19 protein-coding genes are annotated in these 23,766 nt (G+C 35.0%); 2 read left to right on the top strand and 17 right to left on the bottom strand.

The features are described 5' to 3' along the window. Nucleotides 1-813: 813 nt before the first annotated feature. The 5 genes from BUC23_RS04640 to BUC23_RS04620 form a co-directional block, all read right to left on the bottom strand. Nucleotides 814-2,946 (bottom strand): VapE domain-containing protein, encoded by a 2,133-nt coding sequence (locus BUC23_RS04640; protein ID WP_073206167.1) that lies wholly within the window; start codon nt 2,944-2,946, stop codon nt 814-816. A 130-nt stretch (nt 2,947-3,076) separates the two neighbouring features. Then, nucleotides 3,077-3,358: a helix-turn-helix domain-containing protein gene (locus BUC23_RS04635; protein ID WP_073206164.1), complete on the bottom strand. Its 282-nt coding sequence runs from the start codon at nt 3,356-3,358 to the stop codon at nt 3,077-3,079. 144 nt (nt 3,359-3,502) lie between these two features. Next, nucleotides 3,503-4,390: a hypothetical protein gene (locus BUC23_RS04630; RefSeq protein ID WP_073206161.1), complete on the bottom strand. Its 888-nt coding sequence runs from the start codon at nt 4,388-4,390 to the stop codon at nt 3,503-3,505. Nucleotides 4,391-4,671: 281 nt separating this feature from the next. After that, entirely contained in the window at nt 4,672-5,889 is a 1,218-nt protein-coding gene (locus BUC23_RS04625; protein ID WP_073206158.1) for a site-specific integrase, read from the bottom strand. Nucleotides 5,890-6,548: 659 nt separating this feature from the next. Continuing rightward, entirely contained in the window at nt 6,549-7,418 is an 870-nt protein-coding gene (locus BUC23_RS04620; protein ID WP_073206155.1) for a DUF808 domain-containing protein, read from the bottom strand. A 199-nt stretch (nt 7,419-7,617) separates the two neighbouring features. Here BUC23_RS04620 and BUC23_RS04615 point away from each other — a divergent pair, with 199 nt between their 5' ends. Further along, nucleotides 7,618-8,085, top strand: a complete 468-nt coding sequence (locus BUC23_RS04615) for an OsmC family protein (protein WP_073206154.1) — start codon at nt 7,618-7,620, stop codon at nt 8,083-8,085. A gap of 316 nt (nt 8,086-8,401) precedes the next feature. Here BUC23_RS04615 and clpB read toward each other — a convergent pair whose 3' ends face one another. Beyond that, on the bottom strand, nt 8,402-11,005 hold the full coding sequence (gene clpB / locus BUC23_RS04610; RefSeq protein WP_073206151.1) for an ATP-dependent chaperone ClpB: 2,604 nt from the start codon (nt 11,003-11,005) through the stop codon (nt 8,402-8,404). 143 nt (nt 11,006-11,148) lie between these two features. On the opposite strand from clpB, the gene ytxJ reads away from it, so the two are divergent. After that, the gene (gene ytxJ / locus BUC23_RS04605; RefSeq protein ID WP_073206148.1) at nt 11,149-11,538 is read left to right on the top strand and encodes a bacillithiol system redox-active protein YtxJ; all 390 of its coding nucleotides are present in this window, start codon (nt 11,149-11,151) and stop codon (nt 11,536-11,538) included. Nucleotides 11,539-11,625: 87 nt separating this feature from the next. Here ytxJ and argH read toward each other — a convergent pair whose 3' ends face one another. From argH to BUC23_RS04550, 11 genes are all read right to left on the bottom strand, one after another. Beyond that, entirely contained in the window at nt 11,626-12,906 is a 1,281-nt protein-coding gene (gene argH / locus BUC23_RS04600; protein ID WP_073206145.1) for an argininosuccinate lyase, read from the bottom strand. 121 nt (nt 12,907-13,027) lie between these two features. Further along, nucleotides 13,028-14,098, bottom strand: coding sequence for a M20 family metallo-hydrolase (locus tag BUC23_RS04595; RefSeq protein ID WP_073206142.1), 1,071 nt, complete (start codon nt 14,096-14,098; stop codon nt 13,028-13,030). Continuing rightward, nucleotides 14,095-14,880 (bottom strand): acetylglutamate kinase, encoded by a 786-nt coding sequence (argB, locus tag BUC23_RS04590; protein ID WP_073206137.1) that lies wholly within the window; start codon nt 14,878-14,880, stop codon nt 14,095-14,097. Before argB ends, BUC23_RS04595 begins: the two co-directional genes overlap by 4 nt. After that, nucleotides 14,870-15,817, bottom strand: coding sequence for an N-acetylornithine carbamoyltransferase (locus BUC23_RS04585; RefSeq protein ID WP_073206135.1), 948 nt, complete (start codon nt 15,815-15,817; stop codon nt 14,870-14,872). The genes argB and BUC23_RS04585 overlap by 11 nt, the downstream gene beginning before the upstream one ends. 58 nt (nt 15,818-15,875) lie before the next feature. After that, nucleotides 15,876-16,637, bottom strand: a complete 762-nt coding sequence (gene proB, locus BUC23_RS04580; RefSeq protein WP_073206788.1) for a glutamate 5-kinase — start codon at nt 16,635-16,637, stop codon at nt 15,876-15,878. 138 nt (nt 16,638-16,775) lie between these two features. Beyond that, complete coding sequence (locus tag BUC23_RS04575) at nt 16,776-17,972, bottom strand: glutamate-5-semialdehyde dehydrogenase (protein ID WP_073206132.1); 1,197 nt, start codon at nt 17,970-17,972, stop codon at nt 16,776-16,778. A gap of 86 nt (nt 17,973-18,058) precedes the next feature. Beyond that, nucleotides 18,059-19,195 (bottom strand): aspartate aminotransferase family protein, encoded by a 1,137-nt coding sequence (locus BUC23_RS04570; RefSeq protein WP_073206129.1) that lies wholly within the window; start codon nt 19,193-19,195, stop codon nt 18,059-18,061. Nucleotides 19,196-19,318: 123 nt separating this feature from the next. Then, nucleotides 19,319-20,296: an N-acetyl-gamma-glutamyl-phosphate reductase gene (gene argC / locus BUC23_RS04565; protein WP_073206124.1), complete on the bottom strand. Its 978-nt coding sequence runs from the start codon at nt 20,294-20,296 to the stop codon at nt 19,319-19,321. Continuing rightward, the gene (locus BUC23_RS04560) at nt 20,289-21,482 is read right to left on the bottom strand and encodes an argininosuccinate synthase (protein WP_073206121.1); all 1,194 of its coding nucleotides are present in this window, start codon (nt 21,480-21,482) and stop codon (nt 20,289-20,291) included. The genes argC and BUC23_RS04560 overlap by 8 nt, the downstream gene beginning before the upstream one ends. Nucleotides 21,483-21,486: 4 nt before the next feature. Next, entirely contained in the window at nt 21,487-22,104 is a 618-nt protein-coding gene (locus BUC23_RS04555; RefSeq protein WP_073206117.1) for a GNAT family N-acetyltransferase, read from the bottom strand. A gap of 474 nt (nt 22,105-22,578) precedes the next feature. Beyond that, complete coding sequence (locus tag BUC23_RS04550) at nt 22,579-23,763, bottom strand: hypothetical protein (RefSeq protein WP_073206114.1); 1,185 nt, start codon at nt 23,761-23,763, stop codon at nt 22,579-22,581. Between the last annotated feature and the right edge of the window lie 3 nt (nt 23,764-23,766).

Here is a 23,766-nt window from a genome sequence, read left to right as displayed (position 1 = left end):
TTGTAGAGTTATTCTAAAATCTATTTATTTTAATAAAAGATAAAAGTTAAGGTGCTACATAGCCAGTTTTAATAAGGATTTTCACTTTTATATTGTTGCAGTAAATTTGTAATTTGAATAAATTTTAATTTTTCTTCACTATCTAAATCCGTTTCTTCAAATCGTTTTCTTTGTTTGTAGAAAAAATTATATAGATTATGTTCTTCTTTTTTGCCTGTAGAGGGTAATCTTTTATTTATTTCAACAAATACCAATAACTTAATATGGGAATTGCGTTAATATAATGTAATCCATTTATGGTCTTTTTCTATAATAATTTTAAATAATTGCGCTGCAAATAGTACTGCTTAAAATAGTTTTCATAGTTATGTATTCCTTGATTGAGGCATTCTCTACAGAATAATTAATGTTCTTGAATATAGTTTTTTAACATTCTTTTACTAGATACAATAGTACGAAAAAGCAATCGAGAACAATTGAGGAAAACCGTAAACGGATGAAAATAAATGAAAATAAATGCAGGGTGTAGGGTGTAAGGGAAAAACGTGTAAAACATTTTTTATTTTTTAGAAATAAAAAAAACGGATTCATACGGCTGTATTGGCGCAAACTAATCCAACTGCTTTACCAAACTGCATTGTAATGGTCTTATGTTGCCCGAAAGTTTGAAAATAAAAAAAAGTAAAAATGTTTGTGAGGAAAAGTGGTTACACCCCTTACACCCCACGCCCCCTAACCCCCAAAGGGGGAATAAAAAAGGAGTAGAAAGCATGAAAAAAAGTGGAAACTTTTGATTTCCACTCTGGTTAAAAATTACTTTTCTGTTTCGGATTTTTTGTTAGCTTCATCTACTTCTTCATAAGAAAACTCTTTTAAAGCATAGACTGGACTTCCTTTCCTCATCAGTTTTACGAAATTGTGTTTTTTGAGTGCCTTGCCAATTTTGTTTATTGTTCCGTCATTCAAATTAATCTTTGCCTTTTCTGCTAATTTAGCTCCAATTTGTGAGGCATTTAGAAACAATGTGGCAATTTCTCTTTCGCAAGGTTCAAACCACGTTAACAATAATTCTTCTTCTGGGCTGTGTAGCTGGTATTGTTCGTTATTCTCAGTAATTAATTTGATTTCTTCCTGGTCAAACCAATGCCTAAAACCACTTTTGAAAAGAAACAAAGCCTGTGAAAATGCCATGTTGATATCCACCTTGTGTTGGTATTGGATACCTTCCAATTCAAAACAAAGGAATCTTCTGCTGCCGGTAGTGTCGTTTAAGAACTGAGCCGTGTTGACACTTCCGGCAAATGATGCCCGTCTGGGCATTGTTTCGTTGTTGTGTCCGTAGGCTTTTCGCATTCGGATTTGGGTTTTTGTGATGATTTCTTTGAGTGATCCAATTTCGGAACGGTTTAGGTTTTCTAACTCGTCCAAATTGATCAACATACATTCCGCCAGTTGAACTAAAGTATCTTTATTGTTCGGGTTTATGGTTCCGGAAAATAAATACTCTTTCAATTGTTTTGGAACGAGCTTTTCAACCCAAGTTGTTTTCCCTAATCCTTGTTTGCCGCTGAATACGATTACGGTATGATTGATTACTTTTTCGTCCAATACGCAGCCGACCATTGCCACCATCCATTTTTTAAAACATTGCTGCCACAAATCCTGCTTTGTTGTGGTTATAGTGTTGGCTAATTCGGTAATATAATCCGTCTTTTCATCGTAATTAGGTAAATTGAAAAAGTAATCTTCAAATGGATTGTATAACGGGCAAAAATCAGAGTTAAGCAAGTTTCGCAATGAAGAAATGTTTGTTCTAATTCGTGCTTTTAAACATTCCCGAAGCATTGAATTTTCAATAAAATCGTTCATTACATTCCACTTCTTTTTTCCGAAATATTGAAACTCTAATTTACCTGAAACAATGTTGTGACGAAAGATGTATTTGTTTGATAAAAACAGCTCTAAACGGTCTATTTGAGTTGGTTTTGGTTTGTCTTCGTCGTCTTCATCGATATTATCAGTTATTGAGAAATCCTTTTTTTGTTTTGCCTTTTTAGGAGCTTCAAATTTTTCATTCTGCCCAAACTCGTGAATATTTCCGTAAGCACTATTAACTGCTTGTGTTACTTCTTTTTCGTCATATCCAAAATCTGTCAGAATATAACCTAATGCTTCTTGTAATGCAACTCCTTTGCGGTTTAGATTACACGCTAATTGATGCACAAATACATTGCGACTGCCATTCACATATTGCACTTTTTTTTCAGTGAAATTTATGCAGTGGTTGTAGATTGCATCGCTATCCAAGTTTTCAGTCGCATTCGCAGTTTTCAGTTTTGAAGCATCTTCAATTAAAGGCATCTCATCCTTCGACTGCGCTCTGGATGACGCGCTCTGATTGTAAATAGTTGTGAAAAAGATTTTAGCACTTTCATTTAGATATAAATTTTCATCAGAAGAATAAAAACATAATCTGGTTAGATCTTTGCCGGATTTGTCTATTTCCAGTTTCAGAATATCTTCATAATGTGCCTGGACTTTTAGAAACGTTTCGTTGTGTTCCGTTTTTAGCGTGTTGATTTTGACTAAAATTTTTAATCCGTTTCCTGATGGACTAATGAAACTTGCATAAGTGAACTCGGATTGGTTGGCTAAATGACTGGCTTTTGTCAGGTCTTCTTTGCTTAATTTGTCAATGTCCAAAATGATGGTATTGGAATATTCTGCTAAAAATTCCAATTTTCTACCACCTACAAACTTGCCGGAAGGTGTAAATGCCGGCAGTGATTTTTTGGCTTTGTTATACGCTTCCTCTTTTTTTTCAGCTAAAGATTTTCGCAAATAAACAATTGCATGTTTGTATTTTCCTGTTTTGATTTCTTCTAAAATTGTTGGAATCGGTTTGTGTTCTACAACCTCGTTGAAGTTTTTGAATATTGTTACCATAAGAATAATTTAAAGTTTAGGGTTTAAAGTTGTTTCAACCACCCCGCCCTTTAGGCACCCCTCCAAAGGAGGGGAAGTGGGGATCGCTTTGCAATCACAGCTTTCGCAGGTTCCGTTGCAGCTGCTCATCTTATCTTCCTTTGAAAGCTTTGTTGTAATGCTCTTGCATTAGCTTTTCCACATCGGACAATTTGTAGTAGATTTTGCTCCCCACTTGGCTAAAGGAAATTTTCCCTTCGTCTCTCCAGGTTTGTGCGGTACGTTTTGAGATTTTCAATAGCAACAGGAATTCCTGATTGTCCAGAAAGGTTTCTTTTTTTGGGTCTGCCTTGAAAGAAATTTGGTTTTGAATCGTGTCTAATTTTGACATTAGATCTGTGAACTGGTCTTTTGTGAAGATAATTGCATCCATTTTTAAATGTTTTAAATTGTTATGGTGCAAATGGAAGAAATAAAAAAAAGTCCGATTAGACTTATTTAGTCCGATTGGACTAAATAGTTTGTTAGGCCTTATGGGTGTTGAGAAGTTGAAATGTTAATTTTGTAAAAAATCGGACTACAGTTTAATTTTCCAATCATTATTTGGATTCTTGTCGGTTCGCGTTGGCGATAAATAGGTTTGAATAGTAAGCATCGAAAGCTCATTTCCATTTTCATCTAAATAATTATCACAAATGAATTTTGCTATTTCTATAATTTTATATTCGATGTACGGTTTTCCATTTGGTTTTACATCATTCATCATTTGTTTGTAAGCATCTGTCAAAATATTGATTGGACCATTTATACGGATTTTGAAAGTAGGTTTTATCTCTAAAGCCATTTTATTTTTCTCGTCTGCTTGCTCTTTCTCTAATTGACATTTTAAGATTTTTTCATTCTGAATTTGCTTCAATAAAGCTTTGCATTGCTTTCTGTAATCCAACAGTTTATTATTGATGAAATACACTTCTGATTGTTTGTACTCGCAAATTTCCTCATTCAAATAAAGGATTTTATCTGGATAATTTGTTAGTGCTCCAATATGGATTTTTACTTCTGAAAACGAAAAATAACGGTCTTCACTTTCGGCGTTAATAAGTCTTTTTGGGGTTTTTGTTATAGGTTCTTTTACGCTCGAAGATTGCAGGTGTGTTCTTTTTTTCTCGATTAAAGTGTATAGTTTTATGAATTTCGAATTGTTACGGATGCCTTCAAATTGTTCGGCATTATTCGCCAGTAACTTTTCAAATTTGTTTAACCATATTTCTGGATTCTTCACCTGGTTAAATTGATAGTCTATAAAAGCTGGGAATTGGGATTGGCGCAGCTCTAAAATTTTACTTATTAATGCGTTGCAATAATTTTGAATGGTGATTTTATCTTCAACGATTATATCAAATAAAGGATTTTTGGCCAGTGCTGCAGGCACTGCCAATAATTCTACAAACGGGGCTGTTTGCATATTTTGATCCTTTGCGTTCAAATGATATTATTTTATTTAAGTACTTCATTGTGGTATTAAAGTCTATTAATATTGTACTCTTATTTTCAATTTGGAACGAACTATAGTGTTTTCAACTATGAATCGTTTCTTCCTCGTTTAGAATGCTTTAGAATTTACTAATTTTCTTCAACGTAAATGTAGATATAAAAAAAAATCCTTGTTAAAGGATTTCAGTTTAAGTTATCAACAATTTAGTAAGTATTTGATTGTTAATTGATTGTGTGTTGTTTAATTCGAAATTAAAAAATATAGTTGTCAACCGCTTTGTCGAGTTCCTCACTGATGATCTTGGCATATATCTGCGTTGTGCCAATGTCTCTGTGGTCCATCAATTTAGAAACGTGTTCAATTCTCATTCCATTATTTAAGGCATTGGTCGCAAAACTGTGTCTTGATAAGTGGAAAGAAAGGTCGAAAGGGAGTTCAATTTTTTTTCCTAATTTATTCAGGTGCCAATTTGCCAATTTATTGAATTTTGCAGTTTGCGAATAACGTTTGGCTTCGCTTTTTTCATAACCTTCTTTATCTTCAATAATCGGAAAGATAAAGTCATCGTGATTGGCGTTTTCTTTTTTGTATTTTTCCAGAATATCGATAGCCACTTTACCGATTTTGAACTGGTGTACTCTTCCAGTTTTACGAATGAGTTTATTTATTTTATGTTCTGCTTCATTATAATTAGCATATTTCATTTCGATTACATCACTAAAACGCAATCCTCCGGCATAGATAGAGAAAAGGAATAAATCCCTCCACAACACCGCTTTTTTGCCTTCCATAAGCTTTTCATTTGTTAGTTTGTCAATCTGTGCTTTATTAAGAAATAATCTTTTAGAAGCGCTAATTTTGAGTGTTATTTTGTTAAAAGGAAACATCGTTTCGGGAATTACTTCTTCTTTTATAGCATCTCTGAAAATGGTTCCAAGTACAATGATTGAAAGTCGTTGAGTTGTATCTCCGTTGCCTAATGTATTGCCTAAATGAAATTTATAGTCGTTTAATAAAGCTACCGTAATTTCATCAAAATAGACATCCTTTGTTCCCATATATTTTTCAAATTTATCAATCTGGGAGGTGTATGCTCTGTAAGTGGAATAAGAAACAGTGTTTTTGATTTTCTCTAATCTCTTTCTGGCATATTCAAAAAAATTAGGCACTTCTTTACCCTTGATGGCTTCTTTTAGTTTTTTGACGGACACCGTTTTTATTTTGCGTTCCATATCGGCAACCTGACCTTCGGCATCTGCAATCTTTTGAGATAATGCAGCATTCATCCTGGCACTGTTGGAATGGTTCTTTTTTACTTTCTGCTTTGCTTCATCCCACTCGTTCTCTTTTAGCTTCACTCCAGCAGTGATAAATTTCGTTTTTCTATCTTTTATAATTCGGATATACAAAGGGCTGTGTCCGGTTTGGTCTACCTGATATGTTCTTAAAATTAGTTTTACTGATGCCATAAGATTAGGAATTTAGAAATGTTATACTACTTTTGTAAAGTAATGCAAACCAGTGAAAGTATTGTAAATAAAGGGTTTTCAATCGGGTGCATCGTGATACGAAGGTACAACATTGGGTACAACAAAACAAGTATTTCGTTGCTTTTTGTTGCTTAAAATTGCATTGTTCATTTTTATAAAGTCAATGAATACAACACTTTAAGTGCAAATGGGAGGGTTGAATGAAAAGTTGTAGATAACTTGTCTATAGGCGATACAAACTTTCGACTATACACCCAAATATGGGCAGATTGTCGAAGGTTTGTTTTGCATTATATTTTCTCAAATATATTAAAATTTTCTTACAAATTAGTAATCAACTTTTTTAATGCAATTTGATTTATAACGGATTCTAAACTTTAATAAAGCACTTTTTTCGAAAACTTTATTCTGGAAAAAACTCGTTGTCAAATAGCCCCGATGGGAGTAAGTATCCTTTTTATAAATGTAACCCGATAGGTTGCGTTTATAAAAAGATACTGCGGACAGCGGGACAACTCGTGATGAAAAATTAGAAATGTTCTGCTCCTAAAAAAAGACACAAAAAAACACCAGACTTTCGACTGATGTTCTCCTTATTTTTAAATTATTTATACAGCTAAAGTGTATTCAATTGCTGCTTACTTTTTGCCAATTATCTTTTTGAACACCGTTACAATTCCCAAAACAATTCCTCCTATTACAATTCCGACTATAAATTCGGTTATGATGGAAGGTAATTGGGGTAATACGCCATGTAAAAAACCGATATTGTGTACAAATATGCCGCCTGCTACTAACAGTAAGGCGATGGTACCTATAAAGGATAAACTTTTGATGACTTTTGGCAATGCTTTGACGAGAATGTTCCCCAACTTATTTGTAAAACTTTGCTCTTTACTATTCAATTGAATTAGTTTAAGACCTGCTTCATCCATTCTTACAATTAGGGCTACAATGCCGTAAACACCCATGGTTGCTATTATTGCAATGATGGAAACAACAAGAATTTGTGATACGATGGGTTTTCCAATTACGGTGCCGAGCGCAATAATTACAATTTCTACTGATAATATAAAATCAGTCACGATTGCTGATTTTATTTTTGCTTTTTCTAAAGTCAAAATTTCTTCTTCGGTCATTGGTTCCAAAGAAATTTCGTGCTTTGAATGCTCATGAGGAAAGAAGTATTCGTATATTTTTTCGGCGCCTTCGTAGGCTAAATAAAGTCCGCCAAGCACTAAGACTATAATTACGGCTACCGGTAAAAAAGCACTCAATAGAAATGCGATTGGTAAAATGATTAATTTATTTAGGAAAGAGCCTTTAGTAATTGCCCACAATACGGGAAGTTCTCGCGATGAGATAAATCCGGAAGCTTTCTCGGCATTTACGGCTAAATCATCACCTAAAATACCAGCCGTTTTTTTGGCTGCAAATTTACTCATTACGGCAACATCATCCATAATTGCTGCGATATCATCCAATAGTGCGAAAAAACCTGATGCCATTTTGATTGTTTTAGAAACTGCGCTGAATTATTTTTTTTAAACGAAATTCTGTTCTGGCGCTTTGTTTGTTTATTCCTGCGAATCTAAAACTTTTTTTATTTACTCTATTTATAAAATGGGTGAATTTTTAGTTAATATTCACTCAAAACCTTTCTGTATTTGTAGCATTGTTTTTATTTACTTTTGAAATAAAAATAATATGAGTTATAAACATGTATTTAAAGCTAAATTAGATTGGCTTTTTTCGAAAAAGGAAGCGGCTACGTATGCTAAAAGTCATACCGTAACGATTGACGGTAAGGCTGTTTTACATGTTTCGGCTGCTAAAGCTTTCAAAGGAGATCCCGCTTTATACAATCCTGAAGACCTGCTATTGAGCAGTGTTGTTTCCTGTCACATGATGTCTTACTTGTATGTTTGTAAACAAAATGATATCGACGTGGTGTCTTATACAGACGAAGCGGAGGCGACTCTGGAGGTTTTGGAAGACGGTAGCGGACGTTTTATTGCTATTAAACTGAATCCGAAAGTTTGTATCAGCAACAAAGAAAAAATAGAGGAGGCGCTTAGCTTGCATAAAAAAGCCAACCAACTCTGTTTTATAGCCAATTCGTGTAATTTTCCCATTCTGCATTTTCCAACTTGTGAAATTGCGGCTACAAATTAAAGTTGGAACGCATTTTTACTTTTTTTTATACTAAGTAGCAAGAAAGATATATAGTCGCAATTATTAAAAGAGTTTTTGCCACAGATTGGAAGGATTAAAAAGATTTTTAAAATTACATAACGAATTAATCTGTGGTAATCTGTGAAATCTGTGGCAAAGAAATTTAGTGCTTTATTAAAATACGATATTAAATTTTAGCCATTACTTAATTATAAAACAGTAATTAAATCAGCAGGTTTACTTCTAAAAAAAGGACAACATAAAAAAACACCAGCCTTTCGACCAGTGTTTTCATAAGTTTAAATGTTCTCGATTCTTAAGAAACTAACTCGCTTTGATTTCTAAAAACCAGTTTTCCATCGAACGCATCGATTAGAACGATGCTGTCTGTAGTTATTTTTCCAGATAGAATTTCTTTAGATAATTCATTGAGTACGTCTCTTTGAATGACTCTTTTCACTGGTCTGGCTCCAAATTGCGGATCATATCCTTTGTCAGCTAAATAGGCGACAGCTTCTGGAGTGGCGTCCATAGTGATACCTTGAAGCGCTAACATTTTTGTCACGCTTTTTAGTTGCAGACCTACGATTTTTGTAATATTTTCATTGGTTAACGGCGTAAACATTACAATCTCATCAATACGGTTTATGAATTCTGGACGCACCGTTTGTTTCAATAATCCCAGCACTTCCACTTTTGCAGCTTCGGTGGCGGCTTCTACGCTTCCTTTTATATTTTCGAATTTTTCCTGAATTATCTGGCTTCCCATATTAGAAGTCATGATGATAATTGTGTTTTTGAAATCGGCTAAACGTCCTTTGTTATCTGTCAATCGTCCTTCATCCAAGACTTGCAGCAAGATATTAAAGGTGTCCGGATGCGCTTTTTCTATTTCATCCAATAATATCACAGAATACGGTTTTCTTCGAACGGCTTCGGTCAATTGTCCGCCTTCATCATAACCTACATATCCAGGAGGCGCACCAACCAAGCGGCTTACGCTGTGGCGTTCTTGGTATTCACTCATGTCAATACGGGTCATCGCATTTTCATCATCAAATAAATATTCGGCTAATGCTTTTGCCAATTCCGTTTTTCCAACTCCCGTTGTTCCGAGGAATAGGAAAGTTCCAACTGGTTTCTTCATATCCTGTAAACCGGCACGGCTTCTGCGTACGGCGTCACTCACTGCCTCAATCGCTTCTTCCTGTCCTACGACTCTATGATGCAGTTCGTCTTCCAGTTTTAATAGTTTTTCTCGTTCGCCCTGAAGCATTTTCATCACTGGAATTCCAGTCCATTTGGCCACAACTTCGGCAATATCTTCGCGGGTCACTTCTTCTTTTATCAACGAAGTTCCCGATTGGTTTTCTTGTAATTCTTTGAGTAAAATAGCTAAACGTTCTTGGGCTTCTTTGATTTTACCGTAACGAATTTCGGCTACTTTTCCATAATCGCCTTCACGTTCTGCACGTTCTGCTTCGTATTTGAAGTCTTCAATTTCCGTTTTTACGGCTTGAATATTATCAACTACATCTTTCTCTGATTTCCATTTGGCGTAAATTTCGTTTCGATCTTCTTTTAGGTTGGCCAAATCCATTCCTAAAACTTTGAGTTTACTTTCGTCTTTTTCTCTTTTAATCGCTTCAATTTCGATTTCCAACTGCATTACTTTTCGATCCAAAACATCCAGTTCTTCTGGTTTTGAATTGATTTCCATACGTATTTTTGATGCTGCCTCGTCCATTAAATCAATGGCTTTGTCCGGAAGAAAGCGATTGGTAATATAGCGTTGTGATAATTCGACAGCCGCAATAATTGCATCATCTTTTATCTGAACTTTATGGTGTGTTTCGTATTTTTCTTTGATCCCACGTAAAATCGAAATGGCACTTTCAGTATCCGGTTCCTCAATCATTATTTTTTGAAAACGTCTTTCGAGTGCTTTGTCTTTTTCAAAGTATTTTTGATATTCGTCTAATGTTGTCGCACCAATAGCACGAAGTTCTCCACGAGCTAAGGCAGGTTTCAGAATGTTAGCTGCATCCATAGCACCTTCGCCACCGCCGGCACCCACAAGCGTGTGGATTTCGTCAATGAATAAAACAATATCCCCTTCCGCAGAAGTTACTTCTTTCACCACGGATTTCAATCGCTCTTCAAATTCTCCTTTGTATTTGGCACCGGCAATCAGCGCTCCCATATCAAGAGAATACACAATTTTATCTTTTAGGTTTTCAGGAACATCTCCGTCTACGATTCTATGTGCTAAACCTTCAGCGATAGCAGTTTTTCCCACTCCGGGTTCTCCCACGAGCATTGGGTTGTTTTTCGTTCTTCGAGTTAGAATTTGTAATACCCTGCGAATTTCCTCGTCACGACCAATAACTGGATCCAGTTTGCCGGATCGTGCCAGTTCGTTCAGGTTTTTGGCATATTTATTTAATGAATTATAGGTTTCTTCGGCCGAGGCAGATGTTACTCTTTCTCCTTTTCGCAATTCTTCTATTGCAGCTTTCAATCCTTTTCCGGTTACGCCTTGGTCTTTTAGGATTTGGGCAGCCTTAGTTTTTGAATCAAAAATCGCTAAAATCAGATGCTCCACGGAAACGAATTCATCGTTCATTTTTTGTGCAATAATTTCTGCTTCGTTCAACGTTGTGTTAGCGGTTCTGGAAAGCATTATTTCGCCACCGGAAACTTTCGGAAAGCTCTGAATCGTACTGTCTAATATTTGAAGAAATAGCGGAACATTTACATTTAATTTTTTCAAAATAAAAGGAGCCACATTTTCATCGACTTCAAAAATTGCCTTGAAAATATGTTCGTTTTCTATTTGTTGTTGACCTAAAGTTTGAACCAATTGCTGTGAAAGCTGTATGGCCTCCTGTGATTTGATGGTGAATTTATTTATGTTCATGACTTTATATTGTTTATGTTATTTACTTAACTTTGCGAATCAATATTCAATATATATTCCAATACAATAATACAGACAAATTGACAGAAATTTCATGATTTTTATCATGTTTCAAAGTCAAAATGTCTTAAAACAAGACAATTATGAGTTTTTTTAAAAATATGTTCAACAGTTCAGAAGAAAAAGATTCAACCGAAAACAAAATCAACTGGAATGAACTAACCGATTTAGGGCAACTGAATGAAATTATTGCTATTTCGAATGAAAAACCGGTAGCGATTTTCAAACACAGTACCCGATGCAGCGTAAGTAGGATGGCGCTGAAACAGTTTGAAAATGAGTTTAATAGCTCAGATAAAGTTACGCCTTATTTTTTAGATTTAATAGAATATAGAGCTATTTCTAATGAAATTGCCAATCGTTTTGGAGTGACACATCAATCGCCACAATTGATATTAATTAAAGAAGGAAAAGCTGTTTATAATGTTTCGCACAGCGATATTGATGCGGAAGAATTAGGTAAAAGAGTTTAAAGACCTACAAATTTAAATTTGAAATATAAAAAAATCCATTCGCTTCAACGAATGGATTTTTTTTGTAATAATTATTGTGGTTTTGAATTAATAAGAATCCTTCATTTTCTCTTTTATTTCCTCCAAACAAAGGTTGTTGATACTTCCTTCATGTGTATGTTTGGTTTCTTTCGGAGATTGAAAAGTACCATTTTCCAGTTGCTCAGCAACCGCTTTGTAGGCATCTCTAAAAGGCATTCCTGCGACAACCATTTCGTTTAAGGTGTCAACCGTAAACAAATAATTGTATTTTTGATCCGCAAGAATATTGTCTTTTACTTTAATGTCTTTGATTGCAAAAATAGCAATATCCAAACAGGCTTTCAGGTTTTGAATTGCTGGAAATAATCCTTCTTTCAACAATTGCAAATCCCTGTGATAGCCACTTGGAAGGTTATTGGTGATTAAAGTAATTTCGTAGGGTAGCGCTTGAATTTTATTGCATTTTCCACGGATTAACTCAAAAACATCCGGATTTTTCTTGTGAGGCATGATGCTCGAACCTGTTGTAAGATGCGAGGGCAAGGTGATGAAATCAAAATTCTGGCTCATATACAAACAAACATCCATCGAAAATTTAGCCAAAGTTGCAGCCACGCTGCTCATTGCAAACGCAACTGTTTTTTCTGATTTTCCTCGGCTCATTTGAGCGGCAACCGAATTAAATTTTAAAGTTTCAAAACCCAATTCCTGAGTAGTGAATGTTCTGTTGATAGGAAATGAACTTCCATATCCAGCAGCTGAACCTAATGGGTTTTGGTCCACAATTTTCAAAGCGGCATTCAGCATCGTAATATCATCAATCAAAGTTTCGGCGTAAGCGGAAAACCACATTCCAAAAGAGGAAGGCATCGCAATTTGAAGGTGCGTGTATCCTGGCAATAACACATTTTGGTGTTTATCTGCGGATTCCATCAGTAAATCAAAAAGGCTTTTTACTTGCTCTTTCAACTCTTGAACGACATCTTTCAAGTATAAATTAACGTCTACCAAAACTTGGTCGTTACGAGAACGCGCAGTGTGGATTTTTTTTCCGGCATCACCAAGTTTTACCGTCAGCAAATATTCGATTTTGGAATGTACGTCTTCAAAACTGTCTTCGATTTCGAATTTTCCGTTTTCAACGTCTTTTATAATTTCTTCCAAAGCCAAAACCAAAGAAACGGTTTCTGAGTCTGTTAAAAGACCAATTTGTCCGAGCATTTTTGCATGTGCGATAGAACCTAAAGCATCATATTTGGCTAGAACTAAATCCAGTTCTCTGTCGTTTCCAACGGTAAAATGTTCAATTTGCTTATCGGTTGGTATTCCTTTTTCCCAAAGTTTCATATTGTGGATAATTAGATTTTTAGAATGTTAGATTTTTAGCCCCGATAGAAGCGACATCCTTTTTCTGGCTTCTTTAGCCAGGAAAAGATATAGCGGATAGCGGGATTAGCTCCAAATTATTTTATTGTTTGAAAAAATCAGTTAGTATTTTGATGTACAATTGGATTCCTTCTTCTATTTCGTTTATAAATATAAATTCGTCTGCCGAGTGTGACCGCAGGGTTTCGCCAGGTCCTAATTTCAAGGATTGACAACTCAAAACCGATTGATCCGAAAGGGTAGGCGAGCCATACGTGGTTCTTCCTAGGGCAATTCCGGCCTGTACTAATCCGTGTGCAACAGGAATCGATGATGCATTCAAATGCATCGAACGCGGATTAATTTCGGCAGTCAAATGTTTTTTTACGGTATCTAATATTTCTTGATTGTTATAGCAATCATTCACCCTGATATCGACAACCAAATGACATTCCGCAGGGACTACATTGTGTTGTTTTCCAGCAGTCACTTGTGTTACAGTCATCTTTACGGGACCTAAAACCTCCGATATTTTTCCGAATTGATAGCTGTTAAACCATTCGATAACGGGAATCGCATTGTAAATTGGATTATCAGGATTGTTATGCGCGGCGTGACTGGCGGTACCTTTTACGATGACATCCAGCACCAACAAACCTTTTTCGGCTACGGCCAATTGCATCAATGTAGGCTCACCAACAATGGCACATTCCAGTTCCGGTAAATGTTTCAATACGCTGTTTAATCCACTTTTCCCGCTGCTTTCTTCTTCGGCTGAAGCGACCATCACAATATTGTATGGCAGATTTTCATTAGAATAAAAATGTACAAAAGTGGCTAAAAGCGAAACCAGACAACCGCCCGCATCATTGCTTCCCAGTCCAAATAATTTACCGTCTTTTACGATGGCTTCAAATGGATCGTTGGTATAGCCTTGGTTTGGTTTTACGGTATCGTGGTGCGAATTCAGTAAAAGCGTTGGTTTGTCAGCGTCAAAATGTTTATTGAAAGCCCAAACATTATTATTCTCTCTTTCGAAAGGGATATTATTTTGTGTAAACCAATTTTCGATTAAAAGGGCTGTTTGGTCTTCTTCACTTGAAAAGGAAGGCGTTTCAATCAGCGATTTTAATAGCGCAATGGCTTCTTGTGTAAGAATTTCTATACTCTTCATAGTGTAATTGTAGTGTACAAAGCGGTCATGTCTTGCAACATGCGGTGATGACCAATTTTTATTTTTTGAACTCCTTTAGTTAAACTATTGAAACAGTTGTCTAATTTAGGAATCATACCGGAATGTATCGCTTTTTCGGCTTTTAATTTGGAATATAATTCTTGATTGATGTTCTCAATTACGGAAGAATCATCTTCGGCATCAAATAAAACGCCAGGTTTTTCGAAGCAATAATTCAAAGTGACATCAAAAACTTCCGATAAAGCAATCGCTAATTCACTGGCAATGGTATCTGCATTCGTGTTTAATAATTGTCCTTTTCCATCGTGTGTTATTGCACAAAATACAGGAACTATTCCATTTGAAAGCAATGTTTCCAATAATTGTGTATTCACTTTTTTGACATCGCCTACAAAACCATAATTGATTGTTGGGTGGTTTCTTTTGTCGGATTGAATTAAATTCCCATCAGCACCGGAAAAACCCATTGCATTGGTGGAATTTGCTTGTAATTGAGCAACGATATTTTTGTTGATTTGGCCCGCATAAATCATCACAACTACATCAAGCATAGCGGCATCGGTGATGCGTCTTCCATCAATAATTTGAGGTACTAATCCTATACTTTCGGCCATTTTGGTAGCTGATTTTCCTCCGCCATGAACGAGTATCTTGTACCCTTCAATCTTAGAAAAATCAGATAAAAACTGTGATAATTCCGTTGGATTATCAATTATGTTTCCACCAATTTTTATTAGCGTTACCGGTGTTTTATTTTCCATTTTTCAATATTTTTTGCAACACTAATTGTGCAGCGTAGGTTCTATTGTTGGCTTGTTCGATAACAATTGAATTTTCGCTGTCAATCACTTCATCAGTAACAATTACATTACGTCTTACCGGCAAACAGTGCATGAATTTAGCATTGTTCGTTAGTTTCATTTTATCTGCAGTTACAGTCCAATTTGGATCTGAATTTGTAATCTGACCATATTCCTTGTAATTGCTCCAGTTTTTAGCATAGATAAAATCGGCATTTTCAAATGCTTTGTCTTGGTCGTATTCAATCTTGGAATCTTTAGTGATTTCAGGATTCAATTCGTAACCTTCGGGATGTGTAATCACGAATTCAGCATTTTGTAACTGCATCATTTCCACAAACGAATTAGGAACTGCTTGAGGTAACGCTTTAGGGTGTGGCGCCCAAGTCAAAACTACTTTTGGCCTGTGTTTTGTTTTGTGTTCAGCCATAGTAATGGCATCGGCAAGGGATTGTAAAGGATGTCCTGTCGCACTTTCCATATTCACAACAGGCACAGTGGCATATTTTAGGAAGCCGGAAAGTACGATTTCGGCATTGTCTTTTTCTTTGTCTACCAATCCGGCAAAAGCCCTAATAGCAACAATATCGCAATATTGAGAAACTACCGCGGCTGCTTCTTTGATATGTTCCGAAGCACCGGAGTTCATGATGGCTCCATCTTCAAATTCAAGTGTCCAACCTTCACTGGTAAAGTTCATTACCATAACGTTCATTCCTAAATTAAGAGCTGCTTTTTGCGTGCTCAAACGCGTTCTCAAACTGGAATTAAAAAATAACATTCCTAAGGTTTTATTTTTACCCAGTTTTTTGTTTTTAAGTGGTTTTTTCTTGATTTTTAGCGCTTGTTTCACCCATTTATCAAGTGAATCTATTTTTTGTATGGAGATGTAGTTCATTATAGTTATGAATTATGAATTATGAATTGTCCAAAAATCAAACAATCCACTATTCGAATTAAATTATTTTAGTAAAAGGTATTTCGTTTTTTAAAGCTTTCAAAATAAAATTGTCTTCTAATCCGTTGACTATCCAGGTTTCGATATTGGCTGCTTTGGCAATCGCTGAGGCTTCTATTTTAGATTGCATTCCGCCGGTTCCGTGCGAGGATTTAGAATCGCCAATCTCTTTTTCCAATACTTTTAAATCGGTTACTAGAGAAATCGTTTCAGGAACGGCATCATGGATGGATGTTTTAGTGTAAATCCCGTTCGTATTGGTAGCAATTATCAGAATGTCAACATTTAATAAAACGGCCGTTAAAGCGGCTAATTTGTCATTATCGCCAAACCGAATCTCATCCGTAGCCACCGTATCATTTTCATTGATAATTGGGATGTAATTGTTTTTTACCAACACATTGATGGTGTTCACAATATTTACTTTAGATTGTTCTTTTTCGAAATCAGAATAAGAAAGCAAACACTGCGAAATGAGTAATCCTAAATCGCTGAAGTTTTCATGATAAATCCGCATTAAATGAGGCTGACCAATTGAAGCCAACGCTTGTTTTACAAAAACATCTTTATCTTGATTTTCCAGTTTTACGAACTGTTTTGCTGCAGCAATGGCACCGGAACTAACAATGATAAACTCGTAATCGTCTTGTAAAGCCGCTATTTGCATCCCAATATCTTCAATCTTTCCTCTCGAAATGTGATTGGTTTCTTTGGTTAACGTATTGCTTCCTAACTTTAATAAAATTCTTTTTTTAGCCATTTTTTTAACCGCAAAGTGCGCAAAGTTAATTTTCAAACGTAACATCGTTAAACGCTATGTAAGCAAAGTGTTTTGTTAATATTCTGAATCCTTCTTTTTTATAATCTTTCGACTTTATGACTTTCGACTTTACGACTACTATCTAATTTGTCCATTTCCGTAAATATACCACTTATTAGTAACTAAATGTTGCAAACCAATTGGTCCACGTTGGTGTAATTTGTCTGTGCTAATCGCCAATTCTCCTCCTAAACCAAATTGTCCTCCATCAGTGAATCGGGTAGAGGCGTTTTGATATACGGCTGCAGTATCTACATTTTCCATGAATTCCTGAGCAATTGCATCATTCTTTGTGATTATCGAAGCCGAATGTCCGCCACAATATTTATTTATTTTGTCAATCGCTTCTTGGTCTGAATTTGTTGTTCCTATGACAATTTTATAATCTAAAAACTCTTCATACCAAATTAAATCCGATTCGATCTGAGGAACATTTGTTACTCTTGAAATATTTTCATCTCCTAAAACGGTTACGTTTCTTTGTTGTAATTCGGCAATTGTTTTCTTTGCAAAAGCTTCCCAATTTTCAAGATTTGTATCAATTAATACTTTATCTAGAGCATTGCAAACAGATATATTTGAGGTCTTTCCGTTAATAATAATATCAAGCGCTTTTTTCAAATCGGCTTCCTTATTTACATAAACAAAATTATTTCCTCGACCACTTATAATCAGCGGGCAGGTTGCGTGTTTTTTTACAAAAGCAATTAGGTTTTCACCACCACGAGGAACGATTAAATCTACTTTTTGTGTTGGTTTCTCCAAAAATGCCTGCGTTTCTTCCCGATTGTAATTCAGGTATTCTACCCATTCTGTCGCAACATTATTTGCTGTTAAAGCCTGATGCCACAATTCCACAATTTTTAAATTGGATAGTAAAGATTCTTTTCCGCCTTTTAATAAAATTTTATTTCCGGATTTAAAAGCGATTCCACCAGCTTCAACGGTAACATCAGGTCTGGATTCATAAATAATCATTATGGTCCCAAAAGCCGCTGTTTTATTGATGATTTTCATTCCGTTTTCATGGTTGAAATTAAAACGCTCCACACCAATAGGATCTTCTTGACTTGCTAATTGTTGCATGGATAAAATCATTCCGTCAATTTTGGCATCATCAACCAATAAACGTTTTTCCATGGCCAAGTCATCTCCAGAATAATTATTGATATCCTGTTGATTTATAGTCTTAAGATTGGCTCTTTCTAGTTCGAGAAGTTCGGCCATACGCTTTAAAACTGCATTTCGTTTTTCTATTGGTAATAAGTGGTTCATTGCTTTTGGTTTTACTATTTTAGAAGGAAAATCTAAAAATATAAGTCATATGATTTTAAGAGCTAATATGACTTTTATGTTAAAAATCATTTCAATTCTGCTAATGCTTCTTTTAAAGCTATGATAAAGGTATCGATTGCTTCCTTCTTGATTGTCATTGGAGGAAGGATTCTTAATAAGTTTTTATTATTAGCGTTTCCGGTAAAAATATGTTTGTCAATAATCATTTTTTTACGAAGCGTACTTACGTCAAAATCAAATTCTACACCAAGCATTAATCCTCTTCCTTTTACTTTAATAACTTCAGGAACTTGTTTGATTGCTTCTAAAAAATAGGCGTAAACGTCATTTACGTTATCCATTAATTTTTCGCTTTCAATCACATCCAAAACAGCAATTCCGGCAGCACAAGCCAAATGGCTTCCACCAAAAGTAGTTCCCAATAATCCGTAACTCGCTGTAAATTTTGGAGAAATCAAGATTCCGCCAATAGGAAATCCGTTACCCATTCCTTTCGCCAGACAAATAATATCTGCTTTGATGTTATGGTGTTGGTGTGCAAAAAACTTTCCGCTTCTTCCGTATCCGGATTGCACTTCGTCCAAAATCAATACAACATCATAAGCCTCGCATAGTTTTTCTAATGCCTGAAAAAATTCAGTTGTTCCTTGGTCTAAACCACCAACTCCTTGAATTCCTTCAATTATAACAGAAGAAACATCTCCTTTTTTTAGTTCGTTTTCTACCAACTCGATATTATTCAATGGTAAAAAAGTAACGATTTGTTGTGCATTGATTGGCGCAACAATTTTTTTGTTATCTGTAACCGCAACTGCCGCCGAAGTTCTTCCGTGGAAAGAATTGTCAAAAGCAATTACACGCGATTTAATGTTGTGAAAAGAGGCTAATTTCAAAGCGTTTTCATTGGCTTCAGCTCCAGAACTGCACAAGAATAAAGTATAGTCTTCCAATCCTGAAAGTTTCCCTAATTTTTCTGCTAATTCTACTTGCAATGGATTCTGAATCGCATTCGAATAAAAACCAATATTGTCCAATTGATTTTTTAATTTGGCAACATATTCCGGTTGGGTGTGTCCAATGGAAATTACTCCATGACCACCATATAAATCTAAATATTCCACTCCTTTTTCATCTGTAATAGTACAATCCAGTGCTTCTACAGGAGTGATGTTGTATAATGGGTAAACGTCAAATAAGTTCATTTTTAATTATTTAAAGATTTAAAGATTTAAAAATTTAAAGATTCAATTCGTTTTTAAATCTTTTTCTGTTTATAGAATCCTAATAATTTTTAAGTCATTAAATTCTTCAATCTTTCAATTATTTTAAAATCCGCTTGGTTTCAAATGTAATCCTGTGGTTTCATCCAATCCAAACATTAAATTCATGTTTTGTATGGCTTGCCCTGAGGCTCCTTTTGTTAAATTATCAATTACTGAAGTAATCAATAACCGGTTTCCTTTTTTCATTAAACTAATAATACATTTATTCGTTTGAACTACTTGCTTCATATTGATTCCAGTAGTTGTAACGGTTACGAAAGGTTGGTCTTTATAAAAAGCCTCATATTTTGCAACTACATCTTCCAGACTTTCTTCGATTGTTGTGTATAATGTGGCGAAAATCCCTCTAGCAAAATCCCCTCTGTTGGGTACAAAAATCAATTCGTTTTTATAATCCGCTTGCAGTTGGTTTACGCTTTGGTTTATTTCCCCTAGATGTTGGTGTTCAAAAGCTTTGTAATGCGACATATTATTCGATCTCCAACTAAAATGCGTCGTTTCCGAAGGTGAAACTCCGGCTCCTGTACTTCCAGTTGTGGCATTGATGTGGACATCAGTAGTAAGCATTTCGTTTTTTGCCAATGGCAATAAAGCCAATTGAATCGCTGTCGCAAAACAACCTGGATTAGCGATAAATTGAGCGTTTTTGATAACCGCTTTATTCAATTCGGGTAAGCCGTAAACGAAAGTTTTACTGTCAAAATCTTTGTCTTTTGTTAATCTGAAATCATTTCCTAAATCGATGATTTTGGTATGACTTGCAAATTGATTTTGCTCTAAAAATGATTTTGATTTACCATGACCTAAACATAAGAAAACAACATTCACATTTGGATTTACAGTATCGGTAAAATTCATTTCGATATCGCCCATCAAATCATGATGCGCAACATGAAGTGGTTTTCCAGCATTTGTTGTGCTGTAAACAAAATCAAGTGTAGCATTGGGATGAAACATCAATATTCTGATGAGTTCTCCCGCTGTATAACCTGAACCACCAATTATTCCAATATTAATCATGTGTTAGTTTGTTTACAGATGAAAATATGTTTTGGGCATTCCCCAGAATTTTGATAAATCCTTTGGCATCATCAGACGTCCAAGCGTTGTTCATTTCTCCGTATTGTCCAAAACCGGTATTCATTAAATCATTTTCAGATTCAATTCCGTCCAATGTAAAGTGATATGGTTTTAGCGAAACGATAACGGTTCCGTTTACAGTGGTTTGAGTATCTTCCAGGAAAGCCTCGATGTTTCTCATCACAGGATCCAAGAATTGTCCTTCATGAAACAACATTCCGTACCAGTTCCCTAGTTGTTCTTTCCAGTATTGTTGCCATTTCCCAAGGGTATGTTTCTCTAATAAATGGTGCGCTTTGATGATGATTAAAGGTGCGGCGGCTTCAAAACCAACTCTTCCCTTAATTCCGATAATAGTATCTCCCACGTGCGTGTCTCTGCCTATAGCATAGGCGCTGGCCAATTTTTCTAATGCAACGATGTTTTTTGTTGGTATATCCAGCGTCCCATTGATACCTACTAACTGTCCTTTTTCAAATTGTAGTGTTACTTTCTCTTCACCCGTTTTTTGCAATTGAGAAGGATAAGCTTCACTTGGTAAAGATTGATTTGAGGTCAATGTTTCTTTACCACCTACGCTTGTTCCCCATAATCCTTTATTAATGGAATATTGTGCTTTTTCCCAAGAATAATGAACTCCGTTTTTAGATAAATAATCAACTTCTTCCTGTCTTGATAATTTTAAATCTCTGATTGGAGTGATGATTTCAATTTCGGGAGCAATGGTTTGGAAAATTAAATCAAAACGAATTTGGTCATTTCCTGCACCAGTACTTCCGTGAGCAATTGCTTCAGCACCAACAGATTTCGCATATTTAATGGCTTCAATTGCTTGAAAAACACGTTCAGCGCTTACTGATAATGGATATGTATTGTTTTTTAATACATTTCCATAAATCAAATATTTAATGGCTTTGTCATAATATTTATCTACAATGGTAAGATTTGCATGCTGCGCACTTCCTAATTCGTAAGCTCTTTCTTCAATAGCGGCTAGTTCAGCTTCATCAAAACCTCCTGTATTTATAAGGACTGTATGAACTTCGTATCCTTTTTCGTTCTTCAAATATTTTAGGCAATATGAAGTATCTAATCCTCCGCTGTATGCTAATACTACTTTTTTCATGATATTATTTTTTTAAGAAAAGCGCTTGTTTAATTAATTTTAATCTATTGAGAACTCTTATGTTAAATGGATGTTTTGGCGGATCTTTTGGTTTTTCTTTTGGATCAAACAACATTCCGGTGCACAAGCACATTTTGTTGTCTTTGCTTTGCAAAATTTCAAAATTGGTACAGGTTTTACAGCCGGCCCAAAAGGTCGGATCAGTTGTTAATTCCGAAAAGGGAACTGGTTTATAACCTAAATCAGAATTGATTTTCATAACAGCTAGTCCAGTTGTAATTCCGAATATTTTGGCATCCGGATATTTCTCTAAAGAATATTCAAAGACTTTTGATTTGATTTGTTTTGCCAAACCTAAATTTCTATAATCAGGATGAACAATCAATCCTGAATGCGCCACATATTTACCGTGTTCCCAACTTTCGATATAACAAAAACCAGCAAATTTTCCGTTGTCTAATGCGATAACGGCATCTTTGCTTTCCATTTTTTTCTGAATGTATTCAGGAGTTCTCTTTGCAATACCAGTACCTCTCAATAAGGCTGATAATTCAATGGTTTCACATATTTCTTGTGAATACTTATAGTGCTCTTCCTGAGTTATAATTATTGATATATTCATTTCAAGAGTTGAATTTTTGAGTTATAAAATGAGTTGTAAGTTTGTTCTGAAATACACTCTTTCTCGCATTGAAATAAGAAACTAAAATACGAATTTATAGTCCAATAAATTGAATTACAAGATATTAATGAAAAATGTATACTGATTTTGGAATATACTATTCCAATGGGAAATAAATGTGATTTCAAAACGGCAAAATGAAAAATGAATAAAAATAAAACAAAAGACTTGTGGAAACTATACTAATAGCATCCGTACTTCGGGAGAAGTAGTCGGTTTGTTTGTCCGTGAGATAGGAGTTATATTTATACTGGTGTTATTCATTGGTGCAAAAGTACACTAATTTTTATAACTCAATACTGATTTTGCATTTTCTAACAAAAAATTAAGGTATTGTTGTATTTTTAAAATGTAAAACCTCCTTGTGAAATTTGATTGCCCAAGGAGGTTTTGAAATAGATTGTTGCTAATTAATTAGTTTCTAAACGGGTTTCTAGAAATTACTTCTTTTATTTTGGCTTTCAAATCTTCACCTGTATCATAAACCATTTGTTCGTTGCTAGGAAAAGCTACTGCTCTTTTGTCAAAATAGGAATAATAATTGTCGTCAGCGGCGCGTCTGTCACCTTTATGGGTAGCATAAATATTTTCAAATATAAACTCGCTAGTTATTGGGAACGATTGTAAAAGTTGATTGCTTCTGTAATTTACATAATCCACTTTAGCGGTAATCTGACAAGACTTAAATTGTCTAAATTCGTATATACGAGCATTTACAGTTTTAAGGTTATCCACCATTACAACTTTACCTTTCTCATCAACGACTTCTTTTCCATTAGCATCTATAAGTTTTTTAACACCATCTTTTATGATGCGCTCTTTTACAAATTCTTTCTCTTTTATTTGCTCGGGCGAAATATAAATCTGTCTAAAATTAATCATCATTCCGTAATTATAATCAATTCCTTTTTGTTTGTTATTGTGGTAAACGGTCCATTTATCATTCAGCCCATAAGTGCTGAAATCCAGTAAGTCGTTTTGCAGACGGGTTGGGATAATCATATTTGTTTCGTTTTTTGTATTGACAAAAACATAATCCGAACCTTTGAATTTTGCCTCATCCATCAATTGCAAAACGTCTTTGTAATTTGGATTTATTTGATTTAAATAATCCAGATCATCATACGCCTTTCGGAAATTCATCTTGTCAGAAGTTGTCATTAATTTTTTTGCATTAGCATATAAATAAGCGGACAAATCATTTTTACTTTTTACGATCTGATTGTTATAGTTGTCAAAGGGGAAAATGGCATTTCGATCTTCTTTAATTAATCTTAAAGGAAGCAAAGGTTTGATTTTTTCCTGTCGATTATTTAATTGTAAATAGGTATTGTATATTTTTTCCAATTGTACCGGATTTGCATCCTTTGCCAATAAATTTAGGGCATTTAGATCTCGTTCTTTTGCTTTGGCGAAAGCCTCTTCGAGTAAATAAACATAATCCTGCTTTCCTTTTTTATCTTTATTGGTTCGCAAATTAGAAATGGCATTGTCAATTGCCTGATCATAATTTCCTGAACTTAGTAAATTTTGGGTTTGCTTGACGCCACAAGAACAAACAAGGATAGAGAAAGATAATAAAAGTATAATTTTTTTCATGAG

The organism is Flavobacterium xinjiangense (assembly GCF_900142885.1).
Taxonomy (GTDB): domain Bacteria; phylum Bacteroidota; class Bacteroidia; order Flavobacteriales; family Flavobacteriaceae; genus Flavobacterium; species Flavobacterium xinjiangense.
This window is presented reverse-complemented; position numbering and strand designations above follow the sequence as displayed.

Coding starts and splice junctions, on each gene's coding strand:
- BUC23_RS04640 (WP_073206167.1), bottom strand. CDS start 2,946: ATGGTAACAATATTCAAAAACTTCAACGAGGTTGTAGAACACAAACCG.
- BUC23_RS04635 (WP_073206164.1), bottom strand. CDS start 3,358: ATGGATGCAATTATCTTCACAAAAGACCAGTTCACAGATCTAATGTCA.
- BUC23_RS04630 (WP_073206161.1), bottom strand. CDS start 4,390: ATGCAAACAGCCCCGTTTGTAGAATTATTGGCAGTGCCTGCAGCACTG.
- BUC23_RS04625 (WP_073206158.1), bottom strand. CDS start 5,889: ATGGCATCAGTAAAACTAATTTTAAGAACATATCAGGTAGACCAAACC.
- BUC23_RS04620 (WP_073206155.1), bottom strand. CDS start 7,418: ATGGCATCAGGTTTTTTCGCACTATTGGATGATATCGCAGCAATTATG.
- BUC23_RS04615 (WP_073206154.1), top strand. CDS start 7,618: ATGAGTTATAAACATGTATTTAAAGCTAAATTAGATTGGCTTTTTTCG.
- clpB (WP_073206151.1), bottom strand. CDS start 11,005: ATGAACATAAATAAATTCACCATCAAATCACAGGAGGCCATACAGCTT.
- ytxJ (WP_073206148.1), top strand. CDS start 11,149: ATGAGTTTTTTTAAAAATATGTTCAACAGTTCAGAAGAAAAAGATTCA.
- argH (WP_073206145.1), bottom strand. CDS start 12,906: ATGAAACTTTGGGAAAAAGGAATACCAACCGATAAGCAAATTGAACAT.
- BUC23_RS04595 (WP_073206142.1), bottom strand. CDS start 14,098: ATGAAGAGTATAGAAATTCTTACACAAGAAGCCATTGCGCTATTAAAA.
- argB (WP_073206137.1), bottom strand. CDS start 14,880: ATGGAAAATAAAACACCGGTAACGCTAATAAAAATTGGTGGAAACATA.
- BUC23_RS04585 (WP_073206135.1), bottom strand. CDS start 15,817: ATGAACTACATCTCCATACAAAAAATAGATTCACTTGATAAATGGGTG.
- proB (WP_073206788.1), bottom strand. CDS start 16,637: ATGGCTAAAAAAAGAATTTTATTAAAGTTAGGAAGCAATACGTTAACC.
- BUC23_RS04575 (WP_073206132.1), bottom strand. CDS start 17,972: ATGAACCACTTATTACCAATAGAAAAACGAAATGCAGTTTTAAAGCGT.
- BUC23_RS04570 (WP_073206129.1), bottom strand. CDS start 19,195: ATGAACTTATTTGACGTTTACCCATTATACAACATCACTCCTGTAGAA.
- argC (WP_073206124.1), bottom strand. CDS start 20,296: ATGATTAATATTGGAATAATTGGTGGTTCAGGTTATACAGCGGGAGAA.
- BUC23_RS04560 (WP_073206121.1), bottom strand. CDS start 21,482: ATGAAAAAAGTAGTATTAGCATACAGCGGAGGATTAGATACTTCATAT.
- BUC23_RS04555 (WP_073206117.1), bottom strand. CDS start 22,104: ATGAATATATCAATAATTATAACTCAGGAAGAGCACTATAAGTATTCA.
- BUC23_RS04550 (WP_073206114.1), bottom strand. CDS start 23,763: ATGAAAAAAATTATACTTTTATTATCTTTCTCTATCCTTGTTTGTTCT.